Origin of the sequence: Sphaerisporangium flaviroseum, from assembly GCF_039537005.1 — a bacterium.
GTDB classification, from domain to species: Bacteria; Actinomycetota; Actinomycetes; order Streptosporangiales; family Streptosporangiaceae; genus Sphaerisporangium; species Sphaerisporangium flaviroseum.
Map to the genome: position 1 here is coordinate 72,528 of NZ_BAAAZR010000017.1, position 26,751 is coordinate 99,278.

Annotated in this window: 23 protein-coding genes; 12 read left to right on the top strand and 11 right to left on the bottom strand. The window is 70.3% G+C overall.

Annotated features, from left to right (window positions below):
• The first annotated feature begins 78 nt into the window (after positions 1–78).
• From ABD810_RS23565 to ABD810_RS23575, 3 genes are read left to right on the top strand one after another with little or no spacing between them, the layout of a single operon-like run.
• On the top strand, positions 79–2,139 hold the full coding sequence (locus ABD810_RS23565; protein WP_344944282.1) for a DUF6421 family protein: 2,061 nt from the start codon (positions 79–81) through the stop codon (positions 2,137–2,139).
• Positions 2,136–2,834, top strand: coding sequence for an SDR family NAD(P)-dependent oxidoreductase (locus tag ABD810_RS23570; RefSeq protein ID WP_344944285.1), 699 nt, complete (start codon positions 2,136–2,138; stop codon positions 2,832–2,834). Before ABD810_RS23565 ends, ABD810_RS23570 begins: the two co-directional genes overlap by 4 nt.
• The gene (locus ABD810_RS23575) at positions 2,831–3,892 is read left to right on the top strand and encodes a threonine aldolase family protein (RefSeq protein ID WP_344944287.1); all 1,062 of its coding nucleotides are present in this window, start codon (positions 2,831–2,833) and stop codon (positions 3,890–3,892) included. The genes ABD810_RS23570 and ABD810_RS23575 overlap by 4 nt, the downstream gene beginning before the upstream one ends.
• A gap of 98 nt (positions 3,893–3,990) precedes the next feature.
• Here ABD810_RS23575 and ABD810_RS23580 read toward each other — a convergent pair whose 3' ends face one another.
• Positions 3,991–4,629 carry a DUF305 domain-containing protein gene (locus ABD810_RS23580; protein ID WP_344944290.1) on the bottom strand — a complete coding sequence of 213 codons (639 nt, stop codon included), beginning with the start codon at positions 4,627–4,629 and terminating at the stop codon, positions 3,991–3,993.
• Positions 4,630–4,750: 121 nt separating this feature from the next.
• Here ABD810_RS23580 and ABD810_RS23585 point away from each other — a divergent pair, with 121 nt between their 5' ends.
• Entirely contained in the window at positions 4,751–5,461 is a 711-nt protein-coding gene (locus ABD810_RS23585) for a thioredoxin-like domain-containing protein (protein WP_344944293.1), read from the top strand.
• Between the two features lie 60 nt (positions 5,462–5,521).
• On the opposite strand, the gene ald is transcribed toward ABD810_RS23585, so the two are convergent.
• Positions 5,522–6,637 (bottom strand): alanine dehydrogenase, encoded by a 1,116-nt coding sequence (gene ald, locus ABD810_RS23590; RefSeq protein ID WP_344944296.1) that lies wholly within the window; start codon positions 6,635–6,637, stop codon positions 5,522–5,524.
• A gap of 694 nt (positions 6,638–7,331) precedes the next feature.
• Between ald and ABD810_RS23595 the strand changes: the two genes are divergently transcribed.
• Complete coding sequence (locus tag ABD810_RS23595; RefSeq protein WP_344944299.1) at positions 7,332–8,465, top strand: excalibur calcium-binding domain-containing protein; 1,134 nt, start codon at positions 7,332–7,334, stop codon at positions 8,463–8,465.
• A 57-nt stretch (positions 8,466–8,522) separates the two neighbouring features.
• Here ABD810_RS23595 and ABD810_RS23600 read toward each other — a convergent pair whose 3' ends face one another.
• On the bottom strand, positions 8,523–10,757 hold the full coding sequence (locus ABD810_RS23600; protein ID WP_344944302.1) for a molybdopterin cofactor-binding domain-containing protein: 2,235 nt from the start codon (positions 10,755–10,757) through the stop codon (positions 8,523–8,525).
• Positions 10,758–10,873: 116 nt separating this feature from the next.
• Here ABD810_RS23600 and ABD810_RS23605 point away from each other — a divergent pair, with 116 nt between their 5' ends.
• The 5 genes from ABD810_RS23605 to ABD810_RS23625 all read left to right on the top strand — a co-directional run bounded on the left by ABD810_RS23605 (position 10,874) and on the right by ABD810_RS23625 (position 17,353).
• Positions 10,874–12,523, top strand: coding sequence for a PucR family transcriptional regulator (locus ABD810_RS23605; protein ID WP_344944305.1), 1,650 nt, complete (start codon positions 10,874–10,876; stop codon positions 12,521–12,523).
• A gap of 197 nt (positions 12,524–12,720) precedes the next feature.
• A complete protein-coding gene (locus tag ABD810_RS23610; RefSeq protein ID WP_344944308.1) occupies positions 12,721–14,013 on the top strand; it encodes a helix-turn-helix domain-containing protein in 1,293 nt (430 codons plus the stop codon).
• Between the two features lie 96 nt (positions 14,014–14,109).
• Positions 14,110–14,685: a copper resistance CopC family protein gene (locus ABD810_RS23615; protein ID WP_344944311.1), complete on the top strand. Its 576-nt coding sequence runs from the start codon at positions 14,110–14,112 to the stop codon at positions 14,683–14,685.
• Positions 14,682–16,679, top strand: a complete 1,998-nt coding sequence (locus ABD810_RS23620; RefSeq protein ID WP_344944315.1) for a bifunctional copper resistance protein CopD/cytochrome c oxidase assembly protein — start codon at positions 14,682–14,684, stop codon at positions 16,677–16,679. The genes ABD810_RS23615 and ABD810_RS23620 overlap by 4 nt, the downstream gene beginning before the upstream one ends.
• A 296-nt stretch (positions 16,680–16,975) precedes the next feature.
• Complete coding sequence (locus ABD810_RS23625) at positions 16,976–17,353, top strand: sensor histidine kinase (protein WP_344944318.1); 378 nt, start codon at positions 16,976–16,978, stop codon at positions 17,351–17,353.
• A 27-nt stretch (positions 17,354–17,380) separates the two neighbouring features.
• Here ABD810_RS23625 and ABD810_RS23630 read toward each other — a convergent pair whose 3' ends face one another.
• The 4 genes from ABD810_RS23630 to ABD810_RS23645 form a co-directional block, all read right to left on the bottom strand.
• A complete protein-coding gene (locus ABD810_RS23630) occupies positions 17,381–17,560 on the bottom strand; it encodes a hypothetical protein (protein WP_344944321.1) in 180 nt (59 codons plus the stop codon).
• A 313-nt stretch (positions 17,561–17,873) separates the two neighbouring features.
• Positions 17,874–18,380, bottom strand: coding sequence for a GNAT family N-acetyltransferase (locus ABD810_RS23635; RefSeq protein WP_344944326.1), 507 nt, complete (start codon positions 18,378–18,380; stop codon positions 17,874–17,876).
• Between the two features lie 155 nt (positions 18,381–18,535).
• Positions 18,536–18,727, bottom strand: coding sequence for a DUF397 domain-containing protein (locus ABD810_RS23640; RefSeq protein ID WP_344944332.1), 192 nt, complete (start codon positions 18,725–18,727; stop codon positions 18,536–18,538).
• Positions 18,718–19,545: a helix-turn-helix domain-containing protein gene (locus ABD810_RS23645; protein WP_344944337.1), complete on the bottom strand. Its 828-nt coding sequence runs from the start codon at positions 19,543–19,545 to the stop codon at positions 18,718–18,720. The genes ABD810_RS23640 and ABD810_RS23645 overlap by 10 nt, the downstream gene beginning before the upstream one ends.
• A gap of 788 nt (positions 19,546–20,333) precedes the next feature.
• Between ABD810_RS23645 and ABD810_RS23650 the strand changes: the two genes are divergently transcribed.
• Together ABD810_RS23650 and ABD810_RS23655 are read left to right on the top strand one after the other, a co-directional pair.
• Positions 20,334–21,248 carry a LuxR C-terminal-related transcriptional regulator gene (locus ABD810_RS23650; protein WP_344944342.1) on the top strand — a complete coding sequence of 305 codons (915 nt, stop codon included), beginning with the start codon at positions 20,334–20,336 and terminating at the stop codon, positions 21,246–21,248.
• Positions 21,249–21,650: 402 nt separating this feature from the next.
• Complete coding sequence (locus ABD810_RS23655) at positions 21,651–22,187, top strand: hypothetical protein (protein ID WP_344944346.1); 537 nt, start codon at positions 21,651–21,653, stop codon at positions 22,185–22,187.
• 72 nt (positions 22,188–22,259) lie between these two features.
• Here the strand turns inward: ABD810_RS23655 and ABD810_RS23660 are convergent, their stop codons facing one another.
• The 4 genes from ABD810_RS23660 to ABD810_RS23675 form a co-directional block, all read right to left on the bottom strand.
• Positions 22,260–23,945, bottom strand: coding sequence for a thiamine pyrophosphate-requiring protein (locus tag ABD810_RS23660; RefSeq protein ID WP_344944351.1), 1,686 nt, complete (start codon positions 23,943–23,945; stop codon positions 22,260–22,262).
• Between the two features lie 104 nt (positions 23,946–24,049).
• The gene (locus tag ABD810_RS23665; protein ID WP_344944355.1) at positions 24,050–24,694 is read right to left on the bottom strand and encodes a response regulator; all 645 of its coding nucleotides are present in this window, start codon (positions 24,692–24,694) and stop codon (positions 24,050–24,052) included.
• On the bottom strand, positions 24,685–25,944 hold the full coding sequence (locus ABD810_RS23670; RefSeq protein WP_344944359.1) for a sensor histidine kinase: 1,260 nt from the start codon (positions 25,942–25,944) through the stop codon (positions 24,685–24,687). Before ABD810_RS23670 ends, ABD810_RS23665 begins: the two co-directional genes overlap by 10 nt.
• A complete protein-coding gene (locus ABD810_RS23675) occupies positions 25,931–26,569 on the bottom strand; it encodes a DedA family protein (protein WP_344944363.1) in 639 nt (212 codons plus the stop codon). Before ABD810_RS23675 ends, ABD810_RS23670 begins: the two co-directional genes overlap by 14 nt.
• Positions 26,570–26,751 lie beyond the last annotated feature (182 nt).

Genomic DNA, 26,751 nt, shown 5'->3' on the forward strand with positions numbered 1-26,751 from the left:
ATTGGCGTATCCGTGTATATTTTCCGTACATAAGCAGGCGTACATGGAGAATTTTCGCTAATGGAGGGGCAGGGCGGCATGAGGGCTTTCCCGCGGGTGCTGTTCGACGAAGCGCACAACGAGTCGTGGACGATCCACCGCGAGGTCGCCGAGGCGATCAACCCGGCGCATCCCGACGACAACAGCTACGCACGCGCCGCGGAGATCCTCAGACGGCTGGGGAACACCGTCACCGCCCACACCGAGGGCGCGATCACTCCGGCCGTGCTCGCCGCCCATGACACCTTTGTGATCGCTCATCCCTCCGCCGACCGCTGGGAGCGCACCACCGGGCAGGGCAGCCCGATCCTGCCGGTCGAGGAGCTCGACGCCATCGAGGACTACGTCGCGGGTGGCGGCGGTCTGGTCGTGCTGGCCGAGTGCGAGCAGGAGAAGTACGGCAACAACCTCGCCGACCTGCTGGCACGGTTCGGCGTGGGCATCGAGCACACGACCGTCCAGGATCCGGGCAACGCCTACAACGGCGTGGCGACCTGGGTGCTCGGAAGGCCCGTCCCCGCCGCCGGTGAGGACCTGACCGCGGGCGCCCGCGAGGCGTGCTTCTACCGCGCGGGCGTGCTCACCGCGCCCGCAGGGGCCACCGTCCTGTTCGCGACCTCGCCCGCCGCCGACCCGCCGGGCCGGGCGCTCGCGGTCGCCCTGCGCCACGGCGAGGGACGGGTGGTCGTGTTCGCCGACTCCGACCTGTTCGGCGACGACTCCATCGACGATCTCGGGCACGCCCGGCTCTGGGGCAACGTCGTGACCTGGGCCGCGCGCGTCCCGGTGGGCGGCGCCGGCGTGGAGGAGGCCGACGGCGACTTCGCCGATCTCAAGGCGGCCGTCGAGGACCTGCGCCCGCTCACCGCCAAGGACGGCTCCGTGCAGGACGCCGCCTCGGCCGGTCCCATCGTGGACCGCGTCATCGAGGGCATCGGCAAGCTCGCCCCGGCCTTCCCCCACGACGCGGAGTACCTCGCCACCGTCATCGCCGACCTGCGCAAGTGGCAGGCCGCCGGGTTCGGCGTACCCGACTTCCTCGACTCGCTGAACGCCTTCCACCCCGACACCCAGCGCGTCGACGGCCTGGAGCACCTCGTCGTCTTCCCCATGTACACCCAGAACGGCAACCCGAACCGGAACCTCGAGGCCGTCTGGATCCGCACGGTATGGCCGGAGTGGCTCGCCGCCCTGGAGAGCGGGCGCTACGACAACCCGATGTTCGTGCCGATCGCGTTCAAGGACTTCACGGCCGGCTACGACACCAACTGCGCGGTGCTGTTCCCCGAGACCGTCGCGGTCCGCGAGACCCCGCCGAGGTTCAGCTGGGGCGCCATCTTCTGCGACCGCGAGGCCGCCCGGTTCCGGAGCGTCAGCCGCGCCGCCGCCGACACGCTGAAGCTGGCGCTCCCGCCGGACGCCGCCCGCCTGCTGGAGAGCCAGGAGCTCGCCCAGGACACCTTCGTCCTGTGGGACCTGGTGCACGACCGGACCCACAGCCACGGCGACCTGCCGTTCGACCCGTTCATGATCAAGCAGCGCATGCCGTACTGGCTCTACTCGCTCGAAGAGCTGCGCTGCGATCTGACCGCGTTCGGCGAGGCGGTCAAGCTGGAGGCGGAGGGCGTGCCCTACGCCCGGTACGTCCAGTACGCCATCCTGTTCGACCGGCTGTTCCGCTTCCCCATCACCGGGGAGCGCGTGCGCAACTACGACGGCCTGGGCGGCCAGCTCCTGTTCGCCTACCTGCACCGCAACGACGTGGTCCGCTGGACCGACAACCGGCTCGCCATCGACTGGGACCGGGTCGCCGGCGGCGTCGCCGACCTGCGCGGCGAGGTGGAGAAGCTCTACCGCGACGGCATCGACCGCTCCAAGCTGGCGCACTGGCTCGCCGCCCACCAGCTCGTCGCGACGTACGTCGCCCCGCACCCCGCATCGGTGTGGAACCGTGGCGTGGACGCTCTTCCCGTCGAGGGTTTCCCGAAGGCCGTGGTGGACGCGGTCCTGCCCGACGAGTTCCCCCTGAGCATGTTCTACGAGGCCCTGCGCCGTAAGCTTTCTGGCGTCATCGAGGCCACGAAGGGAATCCGCGCGTGAGCAACCCCAGCCCCCAGCCGTCCACCAACGGAGCGAGGGCGAGCAGCAGGGTCGTCGTCGTCGCAGGGGCGGGTGGCCCCACCGGCCGCGCGGTCACGGCACGCCTGGCCGCACGGGGCGACACCGTGATCGGCGTCGGCAGGCACGAGGCCGAGGGAGTGACCGCGGTCGACCTCACCGACCCCGAAGCCGTGCGCGCGCTGGCGCGGCGGGTCGAGCAGGAGCACGGGCGGGCCGACGGGGTCGTCCACCTCGTCGGCGGCTGGCGCGGGTCCAAGACCTTCGCCGACACCGACCTCGCCGACTGGGACGCCCTGCACGAGCGGCTCATCCGCACCCTGCAGAACATCTCGCTGGCCTTCGAGCCGCTGCTGCGCCAGAGCGAGGGCGCCAGGTTCGCCATCGTCTCGGCGAAGGCGGCCCAGCAGCCCACCCAGGGGAGCGCGGCCTACGCGGCGGCCAAGGCCGCCACCGAGGCGTGGACGCTCGCGCTGGCCGACTCGCTGCGCGGCACTCCGGGCGCCGCCACGATCCTGGTCATCAAGGCCCTGGTCAACGACGACATGCGCGCGGCGAGCCCCGAAAGGAAGTTCCCCGGCTTCACCGACGTGAACGACCTCGCCGAGGCCGTCGCCGGCCTGTGGGACCGGCCGGCCGAGGAGATCAACGGCATGCGATTGGACCTCACCACGTGACCCAGGCACGACGCCACCACGACCCCGAGGTCAAGGGGTTCGCCAGCGACAACTACGCCGGCGTGCACCCCGAGGTCCTCCAGGCGCTGGCCCTGGCCAACGGCGGACACCAGGTGGCCTACGGTGACGACGCCTACACCGAGGCCCTCCAGGGGATCTTCAAGGTCCACTTCGGGGAGGCGGCGCAGGTATGGCCGGTGTTCAACGGCACCGGCGCCAACGTCGTCGGCCTGCGCGCGATGACCACGCCGTGGGAGGCGGTGATCTGCGCCGAGACCGCGCACATCAACACCGACGAGGGCGGGGCTCCCGAGCAGAGCGCCGGGCTCAAGCTCATGAGCGTGCCCACTCCTGACGGCAAGCTCACCCCCGGCCTGATCGACCGGCAGGCGTGGGGCTTCGGCGACGAGCACCGCGCCCAGCCCCGGGTGGTCTCCATCTCCCAGAGCACCGAGCTGGGCACGCTCTACTCTCCCGAGGAGATCGCCGCGATCGGCGCCCACTGCCGTGCCCTCGGAATGCTGCTCCACCTCGACGGCTCGCGCCTGATCAACGCCGCCGCGGCGCTCGACGTGCCGCTGCGCGCGCTGACCACCGACGCCGGCGTGGACGTGCTCTCCTTCGGCGGCACCAAGGGCGGGCTGATGTTCGGCGAGGCCATCGTCGTGCTCAACCCGTCGGCCGTGCGCGGGCTGATCTACCTCAGGAAGAGCTCGATGCAGCTCGCCTCGAAGATGCGCTTCGTGTCGGCGCAGTTCGAGGCGCTGCTCGCCGGTGACCTGTGGCTGCGCAACGCCAGGAACGCCAACGCCATGGCGGCGCGGCTCGCCGCGGCCGTGCGCGACGTGCCCGGGATCACCCTGACCAGGGCGGTCGAGGCCAACGCCGTCTTCGCGATCGTGCCCCCCGCCGTGGCAGAACGCCTGCGCAAGCGGTTCCGCTTCTACACCTGGGACGAGTCCACCGGCGAGGTCCGCTGGATGACGGCCTTCGACACCACCGAGGCCGACGTCGACGCCTTCGCCGCCGCCATCGCCGAGGAGATGGCGCAGGCCTGAGGCCGCCGGACGGTGCGGGTCCCCGCTTCAGGATGGACGGGCGGGCCGGCCCCGCTGCTTACTTCAGGATGGACGGGTAGGGCTGCGCGCCCCGCTCCTTACTTCAGGATGGACGGGTAGGGCTGCGCGCCGCGCTCCTTCAGCAGGTTCGTCATGTACTTGATCTCGCCGTCCTGCGTGTCGACGATGTGCCGCGCCAGCGTCCGCACCTCGTCGCGGTTCGAGAGCCCGAGCAGGGCCTTGGCCATCTGCACGCCCCCCTCGTGGTGGCGGATCATGAGCTGCAGGAAGAGGATCTCGGCGTCCCTGCCCTTGGCGGCCCTCAGCCGCTTCATCTCCTCCTCCGACGCCAGGCCGGGCATGGTGGCCGGCACCCCGGCCGTGGTGGCGGTGCCATGCTCGCCGTGACCGGCCATCCAGGCCATCGCGGGCCGGGTGCGCGCCTGGTTGAGGCCCCACTGCTGGAGCCATCCCATGAAAATTCCACGCTGGGCGGTCTGGGTGGTGATGATGTCGTAGGTGAGCCCCCGGATGGCCGGGTCGCTGCCGGCGTCGCGCACGGCGAAGCTCATGTCGGCGGCCTGGGTGTGATGAACCGCCATGTCACGGGAGAAACCCGCCTCTGGAGAGGCGTCTCCTGGGGGCGTCGACCGGCCCATGATCAGGAACATGGCGGCCGCGGTGGCCAAGCAACTGATCAGCGCGACCAGGATGAGGCGAGTTCGTTGGGTGCTCATTGCCAGCCAGAATAGTGATTGTCCTGGGCGTTAGACGCGAACCTTATTACCTACCCACTATCCTCCACATAAGTATCGGGCGCTTGAGCGTGCAAGGTCATGAACAGCTGTTGGAGGATCGATGGCCAAGGAGAGGACGCAGGCGCGGCGGGAACATCTCGCTCAGCTGCGTGCCGCGCAGAAGCGCAAGGAGCGTCGCACGGCGATGCTCATGTGGGGAGCGGGGGCCTTCGTCATCGTCCTGCTGGTCGGCATCGTGGGCTTCTACGTGATCCGGGACCGGGCGGAGACGTCGCTGGACGCGGTCAAGAGCTTCAACTACAAGGGCTCCCAGCACACGCCGATCAAGGTCAACTACAAGGAGACCCCACCCGTCGGCGGCGAGCACAACCCCGCACCCCAGCAGTGCGGCGTCTACGACCAGCCGATCAACAGCGAGAACGGCGTCCACTCGATGGAGCACGGCGCGGTGTGGATCACCTACCGCCCCGACCTGCCCAAGGCCGACGTCGACAAGCTGAAGGCGCTCGTCACCTCGGACTACGTGCTGCTCAGCCCGTTCCCCGGGCTGCCCGCGCCGGTGGTCGCCAGCTCGTGGAACCACCAGCTTTCGCTCAACGGCGCCAGTGATCCCCGGCTGCCCAAGTACATCACCAAGTACATGCAGAACCCGAGCACGACGCCCGAGTACGGCGCAACCTGCACCGGTCAGGGCACCTCGAACAAGCTGGCCTCCGACGACCCGCTGCCGACGTCCATGCCGTCGCCCAGCGTGGCCCCGAGCGGCCAGCCGAGCGCCACCCCGGCCCCGAGCGGCACACCGTCCTCCTGAGCGACGGCCCGTCCTGGTCTTCCGCCGTACGGCCGCGTGGCCGTGCGGCGGAACCGGCGGTCAGCGCAGGACCTGCTCCGGGTCCACCGCCTCGATGCCGTGGGCCTCGCCGACCGGAGGGCTGGTGAGGACGCCCGCGTGGATGTTGAGCCCGAGCGCCAGCGCCGGGTCGTCGCGGAGGGCGTCGCGCCATCCCTTGTCGGCGATCGCCAGGGCGTAGGGCACGGTCACGTTGGTCAGCGCGTAGGTCGAGGTGTGCGGCACCGCTCCCGGCATGTTGGCCACACAGTAGAAGACCGAGTTGTGCACACGGTAGGTCGGATGGGCGTGGGTGGTGGGACGCGAGTCCTCGAAGGCGCCGCCCTGGTCGATGGAGATGTCCACCAGCACCGATCCCTCCTTCATCCGCGAGACCATCTCGTTGGTGACCAGCTTGGGCGCCTTAGCTCCGGGGATCAGCACCGCTCCGATGACCAGATCGGCGCCCATGACCGCACGCTCGATCTCGTAGGAGTTGGACGCGACGGTCTGCAGATGCCCCCGGTAGAGGGTGTCCGCCTGGCGCAGCCTGTCGATGTTCTTGTCCAGGAGCAGGACCTCCGCCTGCATCCCCAGCGCGATGGTCGCCGCGTTCATGCCGGTCACCCCGGCGCCCAGCACCACGACCTTGGCCGGGTAGGTGCCGGGAACCCCGCCCATGAGCACCCCCCGGCCGCCGCCCTGCCGCATCAGGTGGTAGGCGCCCACCTGGGGAGCGAGGCGTCCCGCGACCTCGGACATGGGCGCCAGCAGGGGCAGCGCCCCGTTCTCCGTCTGCACGGTCTCGTAGGCGATCCCGGTGACCCCGGTCTCCAGCATGGCCAGCGTCAGCTTCCGTGACGCGGCGAGATGGAGGTAGGTGAACAGGACCTGGCCCTCGCGCATGAGCGGGTACTCGGAGGCGATGGGCTCCTTGACCTTCAAGATCAGGTCGCCCTCGCGCCAGACGTCCTCGGCCGAGTCCACGATCGTCGCGCCCGCCGCCCGGAACTCGTCGTCGGGAATGGACGAACCGGCCCCCGCCCCGCGCTCGACGAACACCTGATGGCCGTGGCGGCCCAGCTCGTTGGCCCCCGCGGGGGTGAGAGCGACCCGGTGCTCGTGATCCTTGACCTCTCGGGGTATTCCGACCTTCATGAATCCTCCTTCGACCCTGGGCGTCCTTCGCCGTGCCGTACCGGACTGCCCGCGATCGCCCCGGCCCGCTGTGACCCGGGCATCCTGCGTTCCTGGCTCCTGGTGACCCAGGGTTTCGCGCGACCTCGCCTGCCGTGACGCGGGATCCGTCCCCCTTGCCCGCCCACCCGTTCTGACCAGCTGTTCCGCTGGGCCCCCTGGCCACGGCAGGACCGTGCGGGCCGGCCGTGACCCTTCGCGGCCCGGCCCTTTTCCACTCTGCGTTCCCTGAAAAGCGCCGACCATGGAGCAAGGTGGAATGAGTTGCGTCTGGTCTGTGGCAAATTGTCAGGACATATCCAGCGTAGAACTCCCTCCAGAGAGTCGCTTCTGCGGTTAGCTCGATCGGGCGAGCCTCGGTAGGCTCGCCCGAGCGATGTCAGCCACAGGGGTGAGGATGCGTAACCAGCCGGCGACGGACGATCATGGTGGTCGGCCCGAGATAACGCCGGACCTCCCGGGCCCGCCCCCGGCCGAGACTCTGGAGGGACCACTCCTCGCCACGGGCGGCCGGCCCTCCGGGGAGGAGGAGGGCTGGACGGATCCCGATGGGTGGCCTCCCTTCACCGACGCCGCACCGTCCGTGCCCGAAGAGCCCGCGCCGGGCCGTGGTGAGCGGCCCAGCGGTCCGCCGCCGGGGATGGCGGAGTCCCCGATGGACCGCGACCAGCCGCCTCCCGCCACGGGCGGCCCGCCGTCCGGGGCGGGTGAGCCTCCGATGGGCCCCGATGGGCCACCCGCCGGACCAGGCGGGCCTGCCACGCCAGGCGGGCCGCCGGCCGGTCCCAGCGGGCCGCCCCGCGCCGCGCGTTCCACGACCGTGGCCCTGATCGTGGGGCTGTTCGTGGTGGTCATCGTCACCGGAGTCCTCGGCACGATCGCCGTGCTGATGACGCGGCAGCCCGGCCTGCCGCTCGGCGCGGCGCCGCCCAGCCGCCTGGCCACGCCCATCCACTTCGCGCCCGTCACCGGTGTGCGGCCCGCGCCGTGCCCCGGCGCGGAGGCGGTGCTCGACGACGCGGGAACGACCTGCTACCAGGTCGCGCCCGGGGTCACCGTCACATCGGTCATCAAGATCGGGACGGTCACCGACGTCGACGGCACGTACGCCGTCCGGGTCGTGCTGGCCCCGGAAAGCCGCAGGAAGCTGGCCGACCTGACCAAGGACGCGCTCAACCAGCAACTCGCCGTCGTGGTGGACGACAAGGTCGTGACGGCTCCCCGGGTGGCGCAGCCGATCACCGACGACAGCCTCAGCATCGCGGGGCTCACCAAGGAGACGGCGGACGCTCTGATGAGCCGGCTCCAGGGCTCCGGCGGCACGGTGACCGGCACGGCCTCTCCGGGCACCGGCACGGCCTCTCCGGGCACCGGCGGGCCTTCCCCTTCCGCCCCGGCCTCGACCTGCCCTCCGGGCACCGCCACCTGTCCGGCGAATCAGGGAGCGCCCACCGGGGCCCCGACGGGGGCGCCCAGCGCGTCCGCGTCCCAGCCGGGTGCCATGCCGCTGGTGCCCCCGGCCGCCACCCACACGCCCGGCACCGGAGGGCAGACCTCCCCCGCCGGCCGTGACGCCGCGTCGCCCCGGGCCCGCGCGACCAGCCCCTCGGCCCGTTCCACCAGCCCTTCGGCACGCGCTGACCGCACCCCGGACCCGCGCTTCGCGAGCTGCAAGCAGGCGCACGCGGCCAACTACGGCCCCTACACCAAGGGCGTGCACGTCGAGTACTACTGGTACGTCGACGGCGACCGCGACGGCGTCACCTGCGAGCGCGGCGACATCACCTGACGCGGCCCCCTTGGGTGCCGCGCGGCGTCGGCGGAGTGATCGGGCTTCCGGGGAGGCCTAGTCCGCCAAGGCGATGTCGTGCGGGCGGATGGGGATGCGGGGCAGGGGAAGGCCGGTGGCGGCGCGGACGGCGGCGGCGATGGCGGGGGTGGAGGAGAGCGTCGGCGGCTCACCGGCTCCCCGCAGGCCGTACGGCGCGTCGGGGTCGGGGTTCTCCAGGATCGACAGCCTCATCGGCGGCATGTCGAGGATCGTCGGGATCAGGTAGTCGGTGAACGACGGGTTCAGCACCTTGCCGTCGCGAACCTGGATCTCCTCCATGAGGGCGAGCCCGAGCCCCTGCGCCGATCCGCCGTGGATCTGACCTTCGAGCGCCATGGGATTCAAGATCTTGCCCACGTCCTGCACGGCGGCGAGCTCGACCACCTTGACCAGGCCCAGGTCCACGTCCACGTCCACCACGGCGCGGTGCACGCAGAGCGCGAGCTGGGTGTGGGAGTCTCCCTGCCCCGTGACCGGATCCATGGGGTACGTCGGCCGGTGCCGGAACTCGCGGACCTCCTCCACCGGGCCGGACGACTCCAGCAGCTCTGCGAGGGTGAGCCCGGGGCGCTCGGCCCGCAGCTTGTCCAGGCGTTCGCGCACGGCCTCGCACGCGGCCTTGACGGCCCCCCCGGTGACGTACGACTGCCGGGAGGCTGAACTGGAGCCCGCCGAGCCGACCGAGGTGTCCGCCGGGGCGACGGTCACCCGTTCGATGCCGAGCTCGGTGCGGGCGATCTGCGTCTGGACCATGAGCAGGCCCTGCCCGACCTCGGCGGCGGCGGTGTGCACGAGCACGTGGGGCTCGCCGCCGAGCAGTTCGACCTTCACCTTGGCGGTCGAGTAGTCGTCGAAGCCCTCGGAGAAGCAGATGTTCTTGATGCCCACGCCGTATCCGACGCCCCGTCGCACCCCCTCGCCGTGGGTGGTCTGGGCCACCCCGCCCGGCAGGGACCGCAGATCGGGCGAGCAGGAGGAGCCGGGCAGGGGCATGGCGGCCAGCTCGCGCAGCATGCCGGCGAGCGGCGCCGGCGACTCGATGATCTGGCCGGTCGCCAGCCGCGACCCCTGGGACACGGCGTTGCGCACCCGGATCTCCACCGGGTCGAGCCCGCAGGCGTCCGCGAGCTTGTCCATCTGGGACTCGTAGGCGTAACAGGCCTGCACCGCGCCGAAGCCGCGCATGGCCCCGCAGGGCGGGTTGTTGGTGTACGCGCCGTAGGCGTCGATCTCGATGTGGTCCACTTCGTACGGTCCGACGCCGAGCGACGCCGCGTTGCCCACCACCGCGAGGGAGGAGGAGCAGTACGCGCCCCCGTCGAGCACGATCTCGGCCTTGACGTACACCAGCTTGCCCTCGCGGGTGGCGCCGTGCTCGTACCGCATGCGGGCGGGGTGGCGATGGACGTGGCCGAAGAACGACTCCTCCCGGCCGTAGACCATCTTGACCGGCCTGCCGGTGCGCAGGGCCAGCATGCCGGCGTGGATCTGCATCGACAGGTCCTCACGGGCGCCGAACGCGCCGCCGACGCCCGCCAGCGTCAGCCGGACCATCTCCTTCGGCAGGGCCAGGCACGGGGCGATCTGGTCCTGGTCGACGTGCAGCCACTGCGTCGCCACGAAGAGGTCGAGGCCGCCGTCCTCGGCGGGCACGGCGAGGCCGGACTCGGGCCCGAGGAACGCCTGGTCCTGCATGCCGACCTCGTACTCGCCGGTGACCACGATGTCGGCCATCTCGGCGGAGGGGGCGCGGCCGACCCGTACCGGCTGGTGGCGTACCAGATTGCCGGCCGGCTGGACACGCGGGCACTCCGGATCGAACAGGGCGCGGCGCGCGTCGGTGACGGCCTCGCGCGGCTCGTACTCGACCACGATGGCGGCCACCGCGCGGCGGGCGGTCTCGGGATGGTCGGCGGCCACGATCGCGACCGGCTCGCCCTGGTAGCGGACCTGGTCGATGGCCAGCACCGGCTGGTCCTTGTGGTCCAGGCCGTAGAACCGCTCGCCCGGCACATCCTCATGGGTGAGCACGGCGTGCACGCCGGGCATCGCGAGCGCGGCGCCGACGTCGATCGAGCGGATCCACGCGGACGGGTGCGGGCTGCGCAGCGTCGCGCCCCACACCATGTGCGCGAGGTAGAGGTCGGACGAGTAGGCGAACTCGCCGGTCACCTTCAGCTTGCCGTCCGGGCGGGGCGCGCTCGTGCCGACTCCCTGCCCCTGGCTCTGACTGCTCGCGGTATGGGTCACACGGGCAGTACATCAGGCCAGCTCAAGAGCGCCAATAGGCGCAGCCGCGAAACGCCGTCACCGGGTGCGGTGGCCGATTGTAGGTTCGTCCAAATGGGCGCGGTTAGCCTTGTGGTGTGCGGATACGTGACCTGATCGCGATGGACCGGCTCGGCCTGACCCTCCTGTCGGAGCCCGAGCATCTGGACCGGCGGTTCACAGGCGTGCACATCACCGACCTGCCCGATCCCGGCCGCTACCTGTCCGGCGGAGAGCTGGTGCTGACCGGGCTGATGTGGCGACGGGAGCCTGAGGACTCCCGGCGTTTCGTCGAGATCCTGGCGGAGGCGAAGGTCGCCGCCCTCGGCGTCGGGCGGGCCCTGCTCGGCCTCGTGCCGCAGGACGTGGTCGAAGCGTGCCGCGAGCACGGCCTTCCGCTGGTGGACGTGCCGACGGAGGTGTCCTTCCGCACGCTCAGCGAGGTGGTCGAGGCGCGTCTCGCGGGTGCCAGGGCCGTCGACCTGCGCGGGACCCTCGGACACCACCGTCGCATCGTCGCGGCGGTCGCGGACGGCGCGGGCCTGGACGAGCTGTTCGCGCTGACGGCGGAGGAGCTGGGCGTCAACGGTTCGGTGATCTCGTCGACCGGCGCGGTCATCGCCGGACGGCTCGACGCGGACCTGGCCGTAGGGCTCGCACGTGAGTACCTCTCGGCCACGCGGCTGCCCCACCTGGTCCGTACCGGGATGGGGCCTTTCACCCTCTTCGCGGTGGACAGGGCGCACCGGGCGGCCGGCTGGGCACTGGTCTGTGACGCCGATCTGCTCGCCGACGCGGACACCGGGTACGAGCTCGCCGCGTGCGTGGCGCTGGAGCGCGGCCGTGTCGAGGAGGGCCGCAGAGTAGAACGGCGGCTCGCCGAACAGCTGATCGCGCTCGCCTGTTCCGGCGAGGCCGATCCGGCGGAGGTGGCCGCTCGGCTGCGCACCTGCGGGATCGACGCCGCGGAGCCGTACGCGGTGGTCACCGCGAGCGTCGCCCGCCCCGGAGCCACCGACGGGCCCGACCCCGCCGCGCTCGGCGGCCAGGTGATCGAGGAACTGCTGGACCGCCGGGTGGTGGCCGCCGCGGGGGCGGACGGAGCGGTCGCGCTGGTGCCGCTGCGCGTGATCCGGGCGCCGGAGAACAGGGGGGCCCAGGGGCGGCGGATGAGGGGGAACGAGCCGGGGGAGGGGTCACCGGAAGGGGGATCTGTGCAGGCTAACGTGCAGGTGCATCCCCGGACGCAAGTGCAGCGTAGCGTGCGGGTGCTCCTGGACCTGCTGGAGGAAGGGGTGGCGACGCTCACGGCCGCTCTCCCGAGGACCCTTGTCTCAGTCGGCGTGAGCGCCGTACTGACCGGTCCTGGGGGCATCCGCGGCGGAGCCGAAGAGGCGGGCCACGCGCGGCGCCTGGCGGAGGTGCGCGGCGGAGGGGTGGTGACCAGCGACGAGATCTACACCCACGCCCTGCTGCTGGCCACCGTTCCCGACGACGTGCGACGGTCTTTCGCGGACCGGATCCTGGCTCCGCTCTTCGCTTACGACCTTCGGCATCAGTCGGAGTTGGTTCGAACCCTCGGAACTTTCCTCGACTGCGCCGGGTCTTGGAACACTTGTTCGGAGCGTCTGCACGTGCATGTGAACACTGTGCGGTATCGCATCCGACGTGTGGAGGAGTTGACCGGACGCGATCTATCCTCAATGGCGGATAGGGTGGACCTTTTCCTCGCGCTGCGTGCTTGTTGAATTACAAATCAGCAGCAGTGGATGTAATCTAGCGGGGCAAGGGGAGACGCGGCGGGGTCTGCGGCCATAGCATTACCCGTGATGCTCACTACGGCTGAAATCATCACGGCTAGGGCAGACAAGGCGAGGCGGCGGCGACGCATGGGGAACTCCCGTCGGTTGCTGTCTGTCGGGGCTTACATCTTCAAGGGGTGCCAGTGACCGGTCAAGATCTCATCGGACAGCGAATCAAGACGATTCGCCGCCAACGTGGTCTTTCGCAAGCGCAGTTGGCACACCCGGAGCTCTCAGATAGTTATGTATCACTTATCGAGAGCGGCAAGCGTACGCCGACAGCGGCTGTTCTGGAACTGTTGGCGGCGAAGCTCGAGTGTTCCCTAACGTATCTGATCAACGGGGTAACCGCCGAACAGATGGAGGACCTTGAGCTCGGTCTCGGATACGCCAACCTCGCCCTGAACAATGGCGAGGTGGCCGAGTCGAGAAGGCGCTTCGCCGATCTTCTCGAAGACGGCAGCCTCGCCGGGCTGGCGTCCCTGAGGCAGCAGGCCGAGTACGGCTACGCCTTGGCCAGCGAGGCCTGTGGCGACCTCGACGACGCGATCACCGTGCTGCGCCGGCTGCGCGAGTCCAGCCAGGAGCCACCGTCGTCCGAGCGCTCGATCGCCGTGGCCATCGCGCTGTCACGGTGTCATCGCGAGCGGGGCGACCTGGCCGAGGCCGTGCAGGTCGGCGAGGAGGCGCTGGTCGGGCCGGGGCGGCCCGCCTGGACCGATGACCTCGTCGAGCTGGGCGCCACCCTGCTCGCCGCCTACGAGTACCGCTACGACATGCTCAGGGCCCGTCAGTTCTCCGCGGAGCTGCTCGCCGCCGCCGAGATGCTGGGCACGCCCCGTGCGACCGTCGCCGCCTGCTGGAACGCCGCCAGCGTGGCCGAGCGCGTCGGGCGCGGGGAAGAGGCGCTCGCGCTCGCCGAGCGGGCGCTGGCCATCCAGTCCGAGAACGGCGAGCCCCGCAACCTGGCCAGGCTGCGGCTCGCGTTCGCCATGCTCCGCTTCAGGGTCCGTCCCGGCGAGGCCGAGGCTTGCCGGGACCTGCTGCTGCGGGGCAAGCGCGAGCTGGCCGAGACGTCGGCCAGCAGGGTCGACATGGCCCGCTGCGTCCTGGAGCTGGCCAAGGTCGAGATGGCCCTCGGCGAGCCCGAGAAGGCCCTCGAGTACGCCCGCCAGGGCAGAGACCTGGTCAACGACCGTCCCCGCGCGCTGCGCGCCGACGCCGACCTGCTGCTGGGCAAGGCCCTGATGCTGCTCGGCAGGGAGGACGAGGCCGTCACCGAGCTTGCGTCGGCCCAGGAGTTGCTGGAGCACTCGCCCGCCCCGCGCAAGGCCGCGGAGGGCTGGCTGGCCGTGGCCACCGTGCTCGAGCGGATCGACGACGGTTCCGCGAGCGTCGAGGCCTATCAGCGCGCGCTGGCATGCGCCGGGCTGTAGGAATCCTGCGCCAGACGGTAGGAGTCAGGACGCGTCCGGGGTGTCGCCGACGGCGAGGTAGGGACCTATCCCGCACCTGAGTAGCCTTAGGGTGTTATGAGGACTTCCCCGTTTGCCGCCGCGCTGGCGTTCGTCGTCGCCGTCGTGCTGGGCACGGCTCTTGCTTCCCCCGCGCTGGCCCACACCTCGCTGAAGAGCAGCGACCCCGAAAAGGGGTCCACGGTGAAGGGCCTCGACTCGGTGACCCTCACGTTCAACGAGAGCGTGCGGTTCCCGGTCGTCATCGTGCGCGACGCCCATGGCCGCGCCTTCCACGACGGCAAGCCCAAGATGGACGGGCCGAAGGTCATCCAGAAGGTGTCCGCCCCGCTGCCTTCCGGGAAGTACAGCATCGCCTGGCGGGTGGTCTCCGACGACGGGCATCCCGTCGAGGGGGAGATCCCCTTCACCGTGAAGGCCGAGCAGGCGAGCGCTTCCCCCACCTCGCAGGCTCCCTCTCCGCAGGCGGTCACCACGGCCGCGAGCCCGCCGCCCGCCCAGGTGAGCGCCACCCCGGCTTCGCGGCGGCAGGACCAGGACCAGGGCGGCATCCCCGCCTGGGTGTGGATCGTCGTGTTCGGTCTCGCGGGCATCGGCATCGGCGTGACCCTCAGCCTGCGGAAGAAGCCGTGACCCGTACCGTACGTCTTGCCGTCGCGGGCGTGTGCGTGGCCCTGCTGGGCCTGGTCGCCGCCATGGTCGCCGGCGGAGCGGCCACCCCGCGCATCATCCCCGGCCTTCCCGACGAGGGCACCTTGACCCGCTGGGCGCTGCCGGTGTCCAAGCTGGCCATGGACGTCACGGGGGTGCTCACCGTCGGGCTGCTGCTGATCGCCACGGTGCTGCTCCCGAACGACAAGGGCCTGCTGGGGAAGCCGTCGCTGGCCTACGTCAGGGCCGCGTCGTGGACGGGCCTCGTGTGGGCGCTGGCCGCGGCCTCCACCCTGGTGTTCAGCCTGTCCGAGACGCTGGGCACCCCGGTCGCCGACGTCCTCGGCGGCAACGAGCTCACCAGCTACGCCAGCCAGGTGCCGCAGGGCATCGCCCTCACCCTCGTGGTGCTCTTCGGCACCGCCATCGCGCTCTTCTCGCGCGGCGCGATCACCGCGGGGGCCTCCGGCGGCCTGCTGGTGCTCGCGCTCGTCACGCTGCTGCCTCCGGCGCTGACCGGCCACTCCTCATCGGCGCCCAACCACGGCCTCGCCACCACCAGTGTGGCCCTGCATCTGATCGTGCTGTCGCTGTGGGTCGGCGGGCTCCTGCTGCTGTGCGTGCACGCCCTGCGGGGGGAGCCCGATCTCCCTCTCGCGGCGCACCGGTTCTCCCGCATGGCACTGTGGTGCTTCGCCGGTGTCGGCCTCTCCGGCGCGTTCAGCGCCCTCGCCAGGCTCACCGCGGTCCAGGAGCTCTTCACCACCTCCTACGGCCTGATCGTGCTGGCCAAGGTGGTCGCGTTCACCGCTCTCGGCGTGCTCGGCTGGTGGCACCGCGGCCGCACCCTCCCGGCCCTGTCCGCCGGGAAGCCCGGCGCGTTCACCAGGTTGGCCGGTGTCGAGGGCCTGATCATGCTGGTGGCGGTCGGCCTCGCCGTCGCGCTCTCGCGGACCGCGCCACCGCCGCTCGACCTGCCGGTCGACCGTGCGTTCGAGCTGCTGGGCTACCTGATGCCGCCTCCGATCTCGGTCGCGAACCTCGCCTCGCTGTGGTGGTTCGACCTGTTCTTCGCGGTGGTGGCGGCCCTGCTGGCCGGCCTCTACGCCGCCGGCGCCGTACGGCTGGCGCGTCGCGGCGACGGGTGGCCGCGGAGCCGCACGATCAGCTGGGGCGTGGGCGTCCTGCTGCTCGTCCTGGCCACGCAGAGCGGCATCGCCCGCTACGCCCCCGTGCTGTTCAGCGTGCACATGGCCGAGCACATGGTGCTGTCGATGCTCGTTCCCATCTTCCTGGTGCTGGGCGCCCCGGTGACGCTGGCCCTGCGGGCGCTCAGGCCCGCCACGCGGCGGGGAGACCGCGGCCCCCGCGAGTGGATCACCACGATCCTGCACAGCAGGACCACCAAGGTCATCACCCACCCGGCGATCGCCACGGCCCTGTTCATCGTCTCGACGTACGCCCTCTACTTCACTCCGCTGTTCGCCTCCGCCATGGAGGAGCATCTCGGTCACATCGCGATGACGCTCCACTTCCTGCTCAGCGGATGCCTCTTCTTCTGGGTGATCATCGGAGTCGATCCGGCGCCGACCAAGCTGCCGTACTTCGGACGGCTGCTCCTGCTCTTCGTCACCATGCCGTTCCACGCGTTCTTCGGGATCGCGCTGATGAACATGGGCACGGTCATCGCCGCGCCGTGGTACGACCAGCTCGGCCGCACCTGGGGCGATCCGGCGCTGGCCGACCAGAGCACGGGCGGGGCCATCGCCTGGGCGTTCGGCGAGATCCCCACGCTGATCGTGCTGCTCGCCCTGGCCTTCCAGTGGTACCGCGACGAGAACCGCACGGCCATGCGGTCCGATCGGCGCGCCGACGCCCGTGCCGCGAAGGTGGGCGGCAGCGGTGACGCCGAACTGGACGCCTACAACGACTACCTCGCCAGGCTCGACAGGAGCGACCGCGGCGACAGGCGGTAGCGGTGACCACGGGAGTGGCCTGCGGGAAACGGTCCGTCATCCCCTGAGCGCGCCGACACATACCTGCGGGTAGCGTGGCATCAAGGAGTTCGGGCATACCTACCTTGGGTGGGCTTTCGGAAGACGGCTCCACCGGGGTGGCTTTGCCTCTACCCCAAGCGATTTCCAACCGCTCTTCAGCACGCGTCGGTAGCGTCGCCCGCCGGTGATCACCAGGGCGACGCGGTGGGGCCGCGATCACGTAGGCCGGAGCGGTGCGCCGAGGAGGGTTGGGGGAGTTGTACGAAGAGCTGCGCATGCGCGGAAAGCGAAGTCTGGCGCGGGCGATCGAGGACTACTTGACGGAATGGTCGGAGCGCACCGGGATCACCGTCGAGGTATGGGCCATGCCCAAGGAGCGGGTTCCCGGCCCGGTCGCCGACGCCGTGTACGCGGTCGTGCTCGAAGCGCTGAGCAACGTCGAGCAGCACAGCGGCGCCCACACACTCTCCGTCGCCCTGACCATGGGGCGCGGCGGGCTGAGGCTGACCATCAGCGACAACGGCATAGGTTTCGCGCCGGGCCGTACCGGCCGGGGGACGGACGCGATGAAGCGGCGCTTCAGTGAGGTGGGAGGCACGTTGACGATCAACAGCGTCGTCGGCGAGGGCACGACCGTCAGCGGCCAGATTTGATGGCGGAGGGTACCGTCCCGGGGCGGGTCAGGGAGCCACGATCGGTGTGGCGCCGGCGCGACCGGTCGACTGGGTCATGTTGATCCGCAGCTCCACACTGCCCGCCGGGTCAGCCTGGGCCAGCGAGATGACGCCGAACAGCGCGCCCGCCAGGGCCAGGAGGCTGAGGACGGGGGTGGACCCCCGGCCCCGCTGGGTGTCGTCCATCGAGATCTCCTCCGAAGGCTGGTCTCGCGGCGGCACCGAAACCTCGCTTCCGGGCCGCGCCTGTCACGAGGTACGTGGCGCGGGCGCCGAGCGTTCGACTCGATGACGACAGGCGGACCGGTCCGTCAGCAGGTGGGGCTGGGCGGCTGCTGGGCGTAGAGCCGCCCGCACCGGCGGATCACGACCTGCCGGCCGTCCGGGTTCACGCTCGCCGTCGCCGGCCGCGGGGCCTCCCTGGGCCGGAGAAGGCCACCTGGGCCGCCCGCATCAGCGCCTCCGAGGGGCCCGCGTGGGGCCCGTCGCTCCCGGTGGGTCAGAGGTCGCGGCGCATGCAGACCCGGGGCCACCGGTCGAGGCCGAGCGTGGCCTCATGACGGCGCAGGGCGCGCAGCCCCGGCGTCAGCTCCGCGTCGTCGAGGCACCAGAAGCCGCAACGCTCGTAGTAGGGGGCGTTCCACGGCACGCGCGTGAAGGTGATCAGGGTGAGAGCGGGGAGGCCTTCGGCCGTGGCGTGGGCCGCGGCATGGTCGATGAGCGACCGCCCTATGCCGCGATGCGACGAGGCCGGATGGACGGAGACCTGTTCCAGATGGAGGTTGCCGTCGATCACATCCGCGATGAGGTAGGCCACCGGCCGGTCGTCGGGGCCGACCTTCACCCACGCCCGCCCGGCGTGCTGGTATCCGGCCAGGACCTCCAGGGAGGGGGGCTCGTCGGCGGCGATCGCCGACATGCCGATGTCGTGGAAGGACCGCCCGGCGGCACGCTCGATCTCCTGCAGGACGGGAAGCTCGCCCACACTGGCCATTCGGATGCTCATCGCGTCATTGTCGCTGGCCTGGCGGCCGGTGAACAGTCGATTATCGCCCACCTGAGGCGACCGGCCGTGACGGGCGGCCCGGGATCGGTACGCGGGAGGTCGGCGCGCGCGCCGTCGGTGGTGGAGACGGACCGCAGGCCGCCTACTTCGATTGGCTATTGGCCGTTTTTAAGTTTTTTGAGAAATATAGACCATTCGTCCGGACTGAAGATCAGGGGGGAGAGTTCGAGATCTTTGGAGTCGCGTACCACTATCCCGCAGGGAAGGTTGCTCGCCACCTCGACGCAGTGGCCGCCGTTGTCACCGCTGAAAGCTGATTTGTGCCATTGCGCCTTGCTTAGGTCCATTTGTCCGCTGCTTCCTTGATGACGTTGATCGAGAGGGACTGGGGGTAGGCCTCAGCCCGGATCGCGTTGTAACGGGTGGTCAGCGACGCGATGGAGTTTCGATCGGTCATCGTACGTCCGTCGGGTACGGAATCCACATATACCGTATAAGGCGTGCCTCGCTGTTCTGCTATAACAAAACCGGCAAGCAATCCGGAAATGGCCTCGGCGTCGAAGGGGACGATCTGGATAGTCACCCTCGGATGGCTGGCGATTTCCAGCAGGTATTCCAGCTGCTTCCGCATCACCTCGGCGCCGCCGATGGGCCGGCGGAGCACACCCTCGTCGATCAGGCTGAGAATCATGGGCGGGTTCTCCTGGGACAGGATGTTCTTGCGCTGCATCCGCCCGAAAACGCGCTCCTCCACTTCCTCGGGCGTGCTCCCGGGCGCGCGCGCGAAAATGCGCCGGGCGTACGGCTCGATCTGGAAGATGCCGGGGACCAGCAGGGGATCCCAGGTCTGGAGCGCCGTCGCCCGGCGCTCCTCGACGGTCCAGTCACGGAAGTGGTCGGGCACCGGGGGAGGGGGCGGCCAGCCTTCGAGATGCAGAGAGGTGAGCACGCCGTCGAGGCCGAAGGCGTCGTCGCAACGCCTGGCGAAATCGTCGCTGGGGGTCCGCTTGAGGTTCTCGATCGCGCCGATGAGGCTGCCGGAGAACCCTATGCGGCGGCCGAGTTCACCCTGCGTGAGTTTCGCGAGGAGGCGGTAGCGCTGAAGCTCGTACGCGAAACGGGCGCGTGCGGAGTCTTCGGGGTTGATTTTCGTCATATGCGGCATTTGAAGCTCCTCGCTCCGTCTCCGAAGGGATGACACGGCAGACGGCGACAGTTCCACGGGTGGGGGGTAACTGCGTGGTGTAGTTATTCGACTACTAAAGGTAATGGATGCGTGGCGTCATGGGAAGGTGAATTCTCGGGCCCACCGATGGGCGAGACCGTCGCGGCGGCGGGGGCGGTAAATGCTTTTTCCGCCAGGACGCCGCCGGAGAATATCGCGGCACGAGAGTATGTGCGGCGAGTCAGGGAATTGGTGTTCTCCGGTGTCAGGAGTCATGCCGCAGGCCGGCGGTCATCGTCGTCTCCGCCGGGGGCGCCGCCCCGCGCTCTCATGGTGCCGGAGTCGCCGGTGACGGTGCTCCTGGCCGCGAAAGTGGTCCTGCCCGGTCTCGGTAAAGACGTTCTCGTCTTGACTGCGCCGAATTCCTCCGGGAGTCAGGTGTGCGGAGCGTGACGTTTCGGATCCGCCCTGACCACCGCTTCGGGTTGCATATAACGAGAACGCATCAGTTGAGGTCGCAGGGCCCTTGGCGGGCCGCTTCCCGTGTCGCCCGGCCCTTCGGCGGAGTGCACGATGATCTCTTACTGGCACCAAATCAGGCGAAATGATGACGTGATGGGTGGCAGTCAGCAAGGCTTACTACCAGGCCCCGTATTTCCGGGCACTGAGTTTTTGGAACGCCGAGGTCAGTCGTGGGAGGACGAGTGTCCGTGCCTGGTTCGCGCTCTGGGTTCTCGCCGGATGTCGCCGCGGCTCTGAGCCAGGCGGATCGGGGGATTCGCGCACGGATGGGGAACCATCACGCGCTCTTCGACTACTGGCGCTTCGCCCTGAGCACGATCTGCCCCGTGGACGCCTTCTACGTGGGGTTCTACCGGGAAGGCCGGAAGATCGTCTACCCGTACACCTTCGACGACTCGATCGCGATCAAGAGGTACGTCCCCCCGGAGGTCTTCTGGTACGGGCCGAAGGGGCAGGCCGAGTGGATTCTCCGGCACAGGCGTGCGTACACCTACGCCAGTGACAACGGGCACCTCCTGCACCACGGGGTCGCCTTCGGCGACGAGCAGAGGGTCTCCGCGGACGCCATCACGATCCCCCTGTTCGAGACGCCCGGCGGCGACTCGGTGGTGATCGGACTCGCGTCCATCCAGACCTACAAGAGCAACACCTACACCGACGAGCACGTACGGGCCTTCGAATGGACGGCCAGGTCGGTGGCCACGGTGCTCGCCCGTGAGCGGGAGGACACCGCCAACCGCGAGGCGCTGGCGGCGCCGGTCGAGGGTTCGGCCGAGACCGACCAGCCCTCCGTCGCCGAGGTGGTCCAGGACGTCTCCGCCCTCCTGGCCGAGCTGCACTCCGGGATCTGCGCGATCGAGGAGGCCGTCCCGATCGGCGAGCGCGAGCTTGTCCGTCTCGTCCGGGACCTGCGCCACAAATGCGAGCAGGGGCAGACCGAGACGATGGACATCATCGCGCGGCCGTCCGTCCGCGCCGAGAACCTGCTCAACTCCCTGTCGTCCAAGGAAAGGGAGATCGCCTTTCTGATCGCCCGTGGCGGCATGACCAACAAGGAGATCGCCGCCCAGGTCTTCGTCACCGAATCCACCATCAAAGGTCATGTCTCCCGGATATTGCGGAAACTGGGCGTAGAACAACGTTCCGGTATCGCGGCGAAGCTGGAGCATTTCTTCGACTAGCTCCACGATCGCGGGAGCCCGGAGTGCGACGCGGGCCGCACCGGATCTCTCGCGCCGGTCGCTGCACGTGTATTGCTTCAAGCCCGCAATACACGTGCAGCTGCACGTTCGAGGCACGGTAAAGCGACTTCCGGCGCACCACGTGCGTTTCCGCAGGGTCGTAATCCGCCATTTCCGTCACCCACGGTTCTTAAAGGCTCACCGAGTGAGCGCGGGTAGTACTTAGTACTGACGCCTGCCCGCCAAAAACCCGTCGCAGATGTGGAAGCTTTGGCTGATGGGTGCGGATATTGTCCATATGTCAAGAGGGAGGGGTTTGTCCGTGCCTGGCGGCTTTCCAGCCGTCGGCGGAAGCGACGATCACCGGTCGTATGAGGTACGGGCACAGGCAAGGAGTCGGCTATGGAGGGGTTGACCATCGCCATCCTCGTGATCACGCTGTTCGTCGGAGTCATCTTCTCCTGGATGAACCGCCAGGGGAGCGTCGCGCTGGAGTCCGTCGCCGGCGATTTCCCGCTCACTCCGGAAAGGGCAGCGCAGATCGCGATGGAGGCTGGTCCGACGTCGCGGGAAAGAATGCTGGGTCGAACGGCGTCCGTGGTACGAACCGTGGACGGGCTGAAGGTGGAGATCGCCTGCCGAGCGGGGGTGATGAGTTTCGAGGTCGAGGAATCGGCGGGATCGGGCCGCAGCCGCGTCATCGGCCACGCCGAAGAGGTCGCCGCCATCAGGTTCCCCGACCTCGCGGGTCTGGGCGCCTCTTCGACCAACGTCCTCTACCTGCGGGTGGGCATGCCGCGGAATCCGGCGAAGCTGCTGCGGCGGCGGGACCGGGTGTTCCGTGCGCTCTCCCAGGCCGCCCGCGCCGAGGAGCGCGCGAGAGGCGGTGACGAGTACGCCGGCGGGTTGGCCGGGAAGGACGAGGTGAGCTGCTGCTGAGGTCCTCAGCCGGGATGCGCCCGTTTCGTCGCCAGGCGGGGGGTGGCGAAGCGGGCGCACGGCCGGTGAGGGTCAGTCGCGGATGATGTGCACGTCCACGACGGCGGAGCGCCCCGACTCGACCGACCGCAGTCCTCGCTGGAGGGCGGGGACCAGATCCGCGCGATCGGTGACGGTCTCGCCGTCGGCGTGGCAGGCGCGGGCCACCGCCGCGAAGTCGGGCGGCGCGCTGAACCGCGTCCCTTCGGCGTCTCCCCGGCCTGCGGAGAGCCCCTGCGGGAACAGTTCGAAGACGGGCAGCCTGCTCGCCCGGTAGCCGTCGTTGTTGAGCACGACCACCATGATCGGGGCGTCCGCCTCGGCGGCCAGGCACAGCGCCGCCGTCGGCACGCCGAACATGAAGCTGCCGTCTCCGACGACGCTCACCACGCGTCGTCCCGGCGAGGCGAGGCTGACGCCCACCGCGCCGGCGAGTCCCCAGCCGAGACCGGGCGTGCCCGTGCCGTACATCGTGGCGGGCTGGGTGCGGTGCAGGACCTCGTGCAGCACCCGGGCGCTGGTCACGGCCTCTTCCACGACCAGGTCCTCCTCCCGCAGGACCTCGTTCAGCGCGGTGACGACCTCGTGCGCGGTGATCGGCCCGTCGGCCGCGGCCGGCGCGGGGGCCGGCGCAGGCGCCTCCGGCGTTCCCTCCGGGCGCGCGGTGTGGCCCGCCTCCTCCAGGCGCTCGACGATCTGGCCCAGGGCGGTGGCGCCGTCGGCGGTCACGGCCACGTCGGCGGGGAAGGTCCACATCGGCATGTCGATCTTCAGCGGGTCGGCGTCGATATGGACGATCGTGGCGTTCCTCGGCTGGGTGAACCTCGGGATCCACGGCACGTCGGTGTCCACGACGATGATCAGGTCCGCCTCCTCGACCGCCCGTTGCCCGTCGGCCGCCGACAGCAGGTTCATCGGATGGGACGTCGAGATGTTGAGGCAGCCGCTCTCGGCGAGGTCGATGACGCGGACCCCCGCGAGGTCGGCGAGCCGGGTCACCGCCAGGAAGCCCTCGGGCCGCCGCCCGACCTTGGCCGTGATGAGCAGCGGGCGCTCCGCCTCCACCAGCCGCTCGGCGATCCACCGCACGGTCTCGGCGTCGGCGGCGGGCGGGCGCGGGACGGCGTACCCGCTGGTGCGGCCCAGCTCGCTCGCGGGCGGGTCCATGAGGACGTCACGGGAGACCATGAGGTAGGCCGGGCCCGGCTGGCCGCCCGTGGCGACCTGCACGGCGCGGCCGATGGCACGGGCCAGCATGCTCGGCCGGGTGATCTCCATGACCCACTTGGCGTACCCGCGCACCGTACCGGCCTGGTCGGGCACGTCCTGCTGCCAGTGGATCGTGTGCGAGCGGCCCCCGGGCGCGCCGGGTTCCTCGGCGTACGGGGTCTTTCCCGCGATGACGATCACTCCGGCGCGGTCGCGGAGGGTGTTGTGCATCATGGCGCCGAGGTTCTGCGTGCCCACGTCCACGTGGACGAACACGCACTGCGGGCGTCGGGTCACCTGCCAGTAGCCATGGGCCGCGGCCAGGGCGACCGACTCGAAGGAGCAGATGATGATCTTCGGGATGGCCACCCCCGCCTTGCCGAGTGTGGCGACCGCCTCCTGCAGCGGTGCGGAGTCCGTGCCGGGGTTGAGGAAGAGATGCTCGACGCCATGCTGGGCGAGCAGCCACAGCAGGTGCTCGGCGGTCGTCGCCGGCTGGAAGTCCTCCACGCGGTTAACTCCTCATATAACGTGATTTATCGCGCTATAGGTAGATGGAATGCTGAGCGTAGAAGATCCGGACCCGCGCCGTCTTCCCCCACCCCGCCGAGGTTTCACGACCCCAGATAGCGCAGGACCGCGAGCACCCGGCGGCTGTAGCCGGTGACGTGGGACAGCTCCAGCTTGTCGAAGATGGCGTTGACGTGCTTCTCGACCGCGCTCTGCGAGACGTGGAGCTGCGCGGCGGTGGAGGCGTTGGTGAAGCCCTGCGCCATGTGGTCCAGCACGGCGCGCTCGCGCGGCGTGAGGGTGCCCAGCGGGTCGGCGTGGGTGGTGCGGGCCAGCAACTGGCGGACCACCTCGGGGTCGAAGGCCGCGCCCCCGGCCCCCACCCTGTCCAGGGCCTCCAGGAAGTCCGACACCTGGGCGACCCTGTCCTTGAGCAGGTAGCCCACGCCCTCCACGTCCCCGCTCATCAGCTCGGTCGCGTAGCGCTTCTCGACGTACTGCGACAGCACCAGCACGGCCGTCCCCGGCCACCGGCGCCGGATCTCCAGCGCGGCCCGCAGTCCCTCGTCGGTATGGGCCGGCGGCATCCGCACGTCGGCCACCACGATGTCGGGCCGGTGTTCGGCCACCGCCTCCAGCAGCGCCACGGCGTCACCGACGGCCGCCGGGACCTCGTGCCCCTCTTCGAGCAGCAGCCGCACCAGGCCTTCGCGCAGCAGCGTCGAGTCCTCGGCCAGGATCACTCGCACGGGAGCTCCGCGGTGACGGTGGTCGGGCCTCCGGCGGGGCTCTCCAGGTGGAAACGGCCGTCCAGCGCCGCGACCCTGCGGGCCAGCCCCGACAGGCCGCTTCCACCGGGGTCGGCGCCGCCGTGCCCGTCGTCGTCGACCCGCACGACGATCACCGCTCCCCGGCGGGCCAGGTGGACGCTGATGAGCCGGGCGTTCGCGTGCTTCGCCGCGTTGGTGACCGCTTCGCAGACCACGAAGTACGCGGCCGTCTCGACGGTGGCGACGGGCCGCTCGGTCAGGTCGTAGCGGACCATGACGGGTACGGCCGCGCGCTCGGCCACCGTGGCCAGGGCGTCGCGGAGCCCGAGGGAGTCCAGGCCGGTCGGATACACCCTCCAGGCCACCTCGCGCAGGTCGCAGATCGCCTCCTTCGCCTCGTCGTGCGCCTGCAGGAGCAGCGCGTCGAGCAACTCGGGGGAGCGCCCCCGGCGGGCCCTTCCGATGAGCATGGCCAGCGCGACCAGTCGCTGCTGCAGCCCATCGTGCAGGTCCCGCTCGATGCGCCGCCGTTCCTGGTCCACGGCGGCCACGATCCCGGCCCGGGTCTCCGCGAGCTCGGTGATCCGCCGTTCCAGCAGCTCGGTCGGGCTCGGCCCGAGCAGCCGCCTGGCCAGCGCCCGGTCCAGAGCGGTGACGCCGACCATCCCGGTGATGTCGAGGAACAGCAGCACGCCCCCGGCCACGGCGATGTAGATCACGACCGGGAGCGTGGGCGGGATGCCGTCGTAGTTCTCGCCGTGAGCCCAGCCCCACAGGATCTGGGCGCCGGTGCCGGCCCCCACGACGAGCAGCCCGAGCACCATGCCGCCCAGCATGCCCACCGGCCAGCGCGCCGCGACGTAGGCCAGTGCCCGGCGGCCTCCGTACGGTGGCGACGGGAGATCCTCCGCCGGCCGCAGGCGCCGCACCTCCAGGGCGGCCAGCCGTTCGGCCCCGGCGAATATCAGGCGCGTCGAGACGCGACGTCCTCGCGCGCCCGCCAAGCAGGCCGGCGCCACCAGTCCGGCTCCGGCCAGGAAGCCGAGCTCCAGCAGAGCGGTGCCCGTGCCGACCAGCAGCGCGCTCACCGTCCGCACCCCCCGCCCCGCCACCCGCACGGCCTGCGCGGCCGTACGGACGTCCTGCTCCGCCCCTGGCACGGCCTGCGCGGCCGTACGGACGTCCTGCTCGCTCAGTGGGCCGCCGCCGGCCCGGTCAGCGATGGACATGCCTGCCTTTACGGCGCTCGGCCAGCCGGACCGTCACGAAGGTCACCACGGCCAGCACGACGGCCCCGATCACCACCTTGGACAGGATCCCGGCGTAGTTCTCCACGAGCGACCAGTTCTCGCCGAGCTGGTGCCCGGCCACGATGAAGATCGCGTTCCAGATGAGGCTGCCCAGAGCGGTCAGGGCGGTGAAGGTCAGGAGGGGCATGCGTTCCACCCCCGCGGGCACCGAGATCAGGCTGCGGAAGATGGGGACCATCCGTCCGAAGAACACGGTCTTGGTCCCGTGCTTGGCGAACCAGGCTTCGGCCTTCTCGATGTCGGAGACCTTCACGAGCGGCAACCGCGCGGCGATCGCCACCGTACGGTCACGGCCGAGCAGGGATCCGACGGCGTACAGCGCGAGCGCGCCGATCACCGATCCGAGGGTGGTCCAGAGCAGCGCGTCCAACAGGCTCATGTCGCCCCTGCTCGCGGTGAACCCGGCCAGCGGCAGGATGACCTCGCTGGGCAGCGGGGGGAAGAGGTTCTCCAGTGCTATGGCCAGGCCGGCTCCGGGGGCTCCCAGCTGCTCCATGAGTTGGGTCGCCCATCCGGCGATGCCGTCAACGGTGGTCGTGTCCATGCCCCACAGGCTATGCACGATCGGATATGTCGGGCATGAGGAGCGCCGCCCGGCCCGTTGAGGTGCGCTGCAAGGCCGGGGCTGCGGAAAACCCCACCCTCGGCCGGCGCGGCAGGTACTCCGCGTACGGCGACCGGCACCGGCGGAGGACCGGCCGCGGCCGAGGTCGCGAGGGCGGGACC

Excerpts from the sequence above, each read along its gene's own strand:
- ABD810_RS23565 (WP_344944282.1), top strand. The coding sequence starts at position 79 with ATGAGGGCTTTCCCGCGGGTGCTGTTCGACGAAGCGCACAACGAGTCG.
- ABD810_RS23580 (WP_344944290.1), bottom strand. The coding sequence starts at position 4,629 with ATGAGCACCCAACGAACTCGCCTCATCCTGGTCGCGCTGATCAGTTGC.
- ABD810_RS23585 (WP_344944293.1), top strand. The coding sequence starts at position 4,751 with ATGGCCAAGGAGAGGACGCAGGCGCGGCGGGAACATCTCGCTCAGCTG.
- ald (WP_344944296.1), bottom strand. The coding sequence starts at position 6,637 with ATGAAGGTCGGAATACCCCGAGAGGTCAAGGATCACGAGCACCGGGTC.
- ABD810_RS23595 (WP_344944299.1), top strand. The coding sequence starts at position 7,332 with ATGGACCGCGACCAGCCGCCTCCCGCCACGGGCGGCCCGCCGTCCGGG.
- ABD810_RS23615 (WP_344944311.1), top strand. The coding sequence starts at position 14,110 with ATGAGGACTTCCCCGTTTGCCGCCGCGCTGGCGTTCGTCGTCGCCGTC.
- ABD810_RS23625 (WP_344944318.1), top strand. The coding sequence starts at position 16,976 with ATGCGCGGAAAGCGAAGTCTGGCGCGGGCGATCGAGGACTACTTGACG.
- ABD810_RS23630 (WP_344944321.1), bottom strand. The coding sequence starts at position 17,560 with ATGGACGACACCCAGCGGGGCCGGGGGTCCACCCCCGTCCTCAGCCTC.
- ABD810_RS23635 (WP_344944326.1), bottom strand. The coding sequence starts at position 18,380 with ATGAGCATCCGAATGGCCAGTGTGGGCGAGCTTCCCGTCCTGCAGGAG.
- ABD810_RS23640 (WP_344944332.1), bottom strand. The coding sequence starts at position 18,727 with ATGGACCTAAGCAAGGCGCAATGGCACAAATCAGCTTTCAGCGGTGAC.
- ABD810_RS23645 (WP_344944337.1), bottom strand. The coding sequence starts at position 19,545 with ATGCCGCATATGACGAAAATCAACCCCGAAGACTCCGCACGCGCCCGT.
- ABD810_RS23650 (WP_344944342.1), top strand. The coding sequence starts at position 20,334 with ATGGGGAACCATCACGCGCTCTTCGACTACTGGCGCTTCGCCCTGAGC.
- ABD810_RS23655 (WP_344944346.1), top strand. The coding sequence starts at position 21,651 with ATGGAGGGGTTGACCATCGCCATCCTCGTGATCACGCTGTTCGTCGGA.
- ABD810_RS23670 (WP_344944359.1), bottom strand. The coding sequence starts at position 25,944 with ATGTCCATCGCTGACCGGGCCGGCGGCGGCCCACTGAGCGAGCAGGAC.
- ABD810_RS23675 (WP_344944363.1), bottom strand. The coding sequence starts at position 26,569 with ATGGACACGACCACCGTTGACGGCATCGCCGGATGGGCGACCCAACTC.